The following is a 4,702-nucleotide window of genomic DNA, read 5'->3' as shown; positions in this document are numbered from 1 at the left end:
CGGTCGAGGCGCGCACCGCCGCGCTGCGCGGCGAACTGGCGCAGGCGCGGGCGTTGCGGGCGAGCGCCGGCGTCGCCGCGCGCGAGCTGGAAGCCGGGCGTGCGGGGCTGATGGAGGCGCGCGCGCAGCTGGCGATGCTGACCGATCGCGACGAGGGCGACGACGCGCGCGCGCTGGCGCTGGGGGAGGCGGCGCGCGACGCGGTCGACCGGCTGGCGGCGGTGGGCGGCGGACAGGCGGTGCTGGGCGATCTGATCGCGCTGCCCGGCCCGCCGGTGGCGCGCGCGGCGCCCGGCGCGGCGGCCAGCCCGGCGGCCTATCGCCTGCCGGTCGACGGGCGGCTGGTCACCGGGCTGGGCGAGCTTTCGGACAATGGCGTCAAGGCGCGCGGACTGACCTTCGCGGTCGCGCCAGGCGCGGCGGTGATCGCGCCGGCGGGCGGGCGAATCGTCTTCGCGCGGCCCTTCCGCAGCTATGGCGGGGTGGTCATCATCGACCATGGCGATGGCTGGACGACGTTGCTGACGGGGCTTGGCGCACTGGCGGTGCGGCGCGGGCAGGCGGTGGCGCCCGGTGCGGCGATCGGGCGCGCGGCCGTCAACGACGGCGCGCACGTGACCGTCGAGCTGCGGCGGCAGGGCGTGCCGATGGATATCGCGCAGCTGGTGGGCTGACGCTCAACCGCGGTTCAGGCGCTTAGCTGCTATGACAGCGCGTGTCTTTCCGCTACATCCCGCGGTCCCATCCCTTCGTCGCAGGATCGACCCGTTCGCATGAAGTCCAAGCTGCTCCAGGCCGCCGCGCTGGTCACGGGAATCGCCATGATCCCCGTCGCCACGGGAGCGATGGCCGCGGCCGATACCGCCACCTATCGCGAGATGGACAAGTTCCTGGACGTCTATAACCGCGTGAAGGCGGATTACGTCGACAAGGTTACCGACGAACAGCTCATCAAGGGTGCGATCGACGGGATGCTGGCGGCACTGGACCCGCATTCCAGCTATGTCGACGGGTCCGATTACGACAATCTGCGCATCCAGACCCAGGGCAGCTACGGCGGGCTGGGGCTGACCGTGTCGATGGAGGATGGCGCGGTGAAGGTCGTCGCGCCGCAGGAGGATACGCCGGCGGGGCGCGCCGGGATCAAATCCGGCGACTATATCACCCATATCAACGGCAAGCTGATCTACGGCGGCACGCTGGACGAAGCGACGGCCCAGATGCGGGGCAAGCCGGGCAGCAAGGTGACGCTGACGCTGGTGCGCCCGGGCCGCGACAAGCCGATCGTGGTCACGCTGACCCGCGAGGTGATCGTCCAGCGCCCGGTCAAATGGGAAGTGAAGGGCGACGTCGGTTATATCAACATCAATACCTTCTCCGAACAGACCGGGGCGGATACGCGCGCGGCGATCATGGCGATCGACAAGTCGCTGGGGCATCGCCCGCTGGGCTATGTCGTCGACCTGCGCGACAATGGCGGCGGGCTGCTGGACCAGGCGATCGCGGTGGCGGATTCCTTCCTGGAACGCGGCGAGATCGTGTCGCAGCGCGAGCGCGAGGCGGCGAACACGCAGCGTTACTACGCCAAGCCGGGCGACGATGCGCACGGCCTGCCGGTGATCGTGCTGACCGATGCGGGCACCGCGTCCGCCAGCGAGATCGTGGCGGGCGCGTTGCAGGACCACCACCGCGCGCTGGTGATGGGCGAGCGGACGTTCGGCAAGGGATCGGTGCAGACGTTGCTGCAACTGGGGCCGCGCACCGCGCTGCGGCTGACGACGGCGCGTTACTATACTCCGTCGGGGCGTAGCGTGCAGGAGGGCGGGATCGAGCCGGACATCCGCGTGCCGCAGCTGTCCGACCCCGATTACAAGAGCCGCCCGGTGTTCCGCGAGGCCGACCTGCGCCGCCATCTGATCAACGAGATCAAGGCCCCCGACAATGCGGTGCTGGAAGAGGACGTGAAGAACGATCCGCGCTTCGCCGCGACGCCGGAGGCGCTGGAGAAGCAGGGGATCAAGGATTTCCAGCTGTGGTATGCGCTCAAGACGATCGCGCGGCTGGGCGGTCCGACGCAGGTCGCCGCGGTAACCCAGTCGATGGCGGCCAAGGCCGCGGCCGACAAGGCGGCGGCTGACAAAGCGGGCGGGACGAAATGACCGGCGCGATGCGCGCGATCGGGTTGCGCAACGCCCGGCTGCTCGCGCTGGTGATCCCGGCGGCGCTGCTGGGCGGGGCATGGGCGTTCCAGTTGCTGGGCGGGCTGTACCCGTGCGAAATGTGCCACTGGCAACGCTGGCCGCATTATGGCGCGCTGGTGCTGGCGGTGCTGGCGTTCGTCACCGGCGGCACACGGGTGAAGGCGACGCTGGTGGCCGGGGCGGCGGCGCTGATCGCGGTTTCCGGGTTGATCGGCGTCTTCCACGCCGGGGTCGAATATCACTGGTGGCAGGGCATCACCGCCTGCACGCAGACGATATCGACGACCGGTCTGTCGACCGACCAGGCGCTGCGCGACCTTCTGGCCGCGCCGATCGTTCGGTGCGATGCGGCGCAGTGGGCGTTGTTCGGCGTGTCGCTGGCGGGGTGGAATGCGATCCTCTCGCTGATCGGTGCGGCGGTGATCGCGACACAGCTGTGGAGGCGTGGATGACGTGGAAGCCCGGAGATCGCCCTGCCGCGACCGATGCGATGATCCGCGTCGATCAGGCCGGTGAATATGGCGCGACCCGCATCTATGCCGGGCAGCTGGCGATCATGGGGCAGCGGTCGCCGATGGCGCGCAAGATTTCTGCGATGGCGCTTCAGGAGGAACGCCACCGCGCCTTCTTCGACCGGATGATCGCCGAGCGCGGCGTGCGCCCGACGATCCTGCAACCCTTCTGGGACGTTGCCGGCTTCGCATTGGGCGCGGTGACCGCCGCGATCGGGCCGGAAGCGGCGATGGCCTGCACCGCGGCGGTCGAGACCGAGATCGACAAACATTATGCCGAGCAGCTGGTCGCGCTGGGCGACAGCGATCCGGTGCTGTCCGAGGCGATCGCCGAATTCCAGGCCGAGGAGCTGGAGCATCGCGACACCGCGCTGGCCAGCGGCGCGGAGGATGCGCCCGCCTATCCGTTGATGTCCGCCGCGATCCGGCTGGGATGCCGTATCGCCATCGCCACCGCCAAGAGGATCTGACCCGATGCGCCGTCCGGCCGTTTTCCTGCTTTTCGCGCTGCTGCCCACGGCCGCGCTGGCCCAGAGCGGGCCGCCGTCCCCCGGCACGCCGCGCATCGCAAAGACCACTGCGGCCGATGGCGTGTCGCGCGGGGCACCGGTCAACGGCGTGCTGACGCTGTACGGCAACGAACGCTGCCCGACCAACGCCAATGGCGACGAAATCGTGGTGTGCGTACGCCGCCCGGCGGAGGAACAGTTCCGCATCCCCAAGGAATTGCGCAATTTCGAGGTGACGCCGGAAAACCAGAGCTGGGCCGCGAAGGAAGCCGCGAACCAGACCGTCGGCAATGTCGGCGTCGGCACCTGCTCCACCGTCGGCGCGGCGAGCGCCACGGGGTGCGTCGTGCAGAATGCCACCCGCTGGAAGCGCGAGCGCCGCGCTGCGGCCAAGGCGGAGAATGACGTTCCCTGATCGGGCGGCGCGCTAGCCTTCGGGTCGGAACGCCGTTACCGTGGCGGTCGGCCGCGCGACTGGCGCTTCAGCGGGTCACCGCAGGGGAACGCGGCCAAGGATGATGATCCGCCGCGCGCCTGGGCACCCCGTTCGATCGACGAGAGGAGCCTGCCGTTATGACCGCCGAACCGCTGCGCATCGCCTTCCTGTTGTTTCCCGATGTGACCCAGCTGGACCTGACCGGACCGGTGCAGGTACTTTCGCGGCTGGGCAATGCGCGGCTCGATCTGGTCGCGGCGACGCTGGAGCCGGTGCCGACCGACGCGGGCTTTTCGATCGTGCCGACCGCGACCTTTGCCGACGTGCCCGCCGCCGACATATTGTGCGTGCCCGGCGGGTTCGGCACGCATCGCGCGATCGCCGACGATGCGACGATCGAATGGGTCGCGCGGGTGGGGGCGGACGCGCGCTGGGTCACCAGCGTGTGCACCGGATCGCTGGTGCTCGGCGCGGCGGGGCTGCTGCGCGGGTACAAGGCGGGATGCCATTGGGCGCAGCGGCACATGCTGCCGCTTTTCGGTGCCGAGCCGGTGGCCGAGCGCGTGGTGATCGATCGCAACCGCCTGACCGGAGGGGGCGTCACCGCGGGCATTGACTTCGCGTTGCGGCTGACCGCGCTGATTCGCGGGGAAGCGCATGCGCGCATGGTGCAGCTGGCACTGGAATATGACCCGATGCCGCCGTTCGACGCCGGATCGCCCGAGCGCGCGGGTGTGGCGGTGGTGGAGGCCTATGAGCGGCGCGTGGCGCAGCTGGCACCGGGGCGCGACGACCAGCTACGCGCGCTGGCGGCGCGGCGGGGGTTCGCCGGTTGAGGGGAGGGAATACGGGGCGGCCGACCGCCGGGTCAGCCGTGCTTCTTCAACCCGCGCACGCGATGCCAGATGTAGAAGGCGATCGCGGCGACCAGCACCACGCCGATCGCGGCATCGGCGCGGTGGAAGAACGCCTTCAGCCGCGGGTCGCTGTTCCACTTGTCGCCCAGCACCATGCCGATCCACGCCAGCAGCAGGCAGAACGGCC

The 4,702-nt window shown here is 70.1% G+C and carries 6 protein-coding genes, 1 pseudogene and 1 riboswitch; of the genes and pseudogenes, 6 read left to right on the top strand and 1 reads right to left on the bottom strand.

The genetic code is table 11. The annotated features are described in order from the left end of the window. The 6 genes from AX685_RS02840 to AX685_RS02815 form a co-directional block, all read left to right on the top strand. A partial coding sequence (locus AX685_RS02840; RefSeq protein ID WP_156445632.1) for a murein hydrolase activator EnvC family protein occupies nt 1-674 on the top strand: 674 nt, incomplete at its 5' end. Nucleotides 675-773: 99 nt separating this feature from the next. Next, nucleotides 774-2,159 (top strand): S41 family peptidase, encoded by a 1,386-nt coding sequence (locus AX685_RS02835; protein ID WP_066485224.1) that lies wholly within the window; start codon nt 774-776, stop codon nt 2,157-2,159. Continuing rightward, complete coding sequence (locus AX685_RS02830; protein ID WP_082740472.1) at nt 2,156-2,653, top strand: disulfide bond formation protein B; 498 nt, start codon at nt 2,156-2,158, stop codon at nt 2,651-2,653. Before AX685_RS02835 ends, AX685_RS02830 begins: the two co-directional genes overlap by 4 nt. Beyond that, entirely contained in the window at nt 2,650-3,183 is a 534-nt protein-coding gene (locus tag AX685_RS02825) for a demethoxyubiquinone hydroxylase family protein (protein ID WP_066485222.1), read from the top strand. The genes AX685_RS02830 and AX685_RS02825 overlap by 4 nt, the downstream gene beginning before the upstream one ends. A 4-nt stretch (nt 3,184-3,187) precedes the next feature. Then, nucleotides 3,188-3,637 carry a hypothetical protein gene (locus tag AX685_RS02820; RefSeq protein ID WP_082740470.1) on the top strand — a complete coding sequence of 150 codons (450 nt, stop codon included), beginning with the start codon at nt 3,188-3,190 and terminating at the stop codon, nt 3,635-3,637. Nucleotides 3,638-3,682: 45 nt separating this feature from the next. After that, nucleotides 3,683-3,769: riboswitch (ZMP/ZTP riboswitch) on the top strand. Between the two features lie 26 nt (nt 3,770-3,795). After that, a complete protein-coding gene (locus AX685_RS02815) occupies nt 3,796-4,494 on the top strand; it encodes a DJ-1/PfpI family protein (protein WP_066485219.1) in 699 nt (232 codons plus the stop codon). Nucleotides 4,495-4,526: 32 nt separating this feature from the next. On the opposite strand, the pseudogene AX685_RS02810 reads toward AX685_RS02815, so the two are convergent. Continuing rightward, a pseudogene (locus AX685_RS02810) lies at nt 4,527-4,702 on the bottom strand (DedA family protein); the annotation flags it as partial.

The organism is Sphingomonas sp. CCH9-F2 (assembly GCF_001556735.1).
GTDB lineage: Bacteria > Pseudomonadota > Alphaproteobacteria > Sphingomonadales > Sphingomonadaceae > Sphingomonas > Sphingomonas ginsenosidimutans.
Note: the sequence above shows the minus strand (reverse complement) of the source record. Positions and strands in the feature narration are given on the sequence as shown.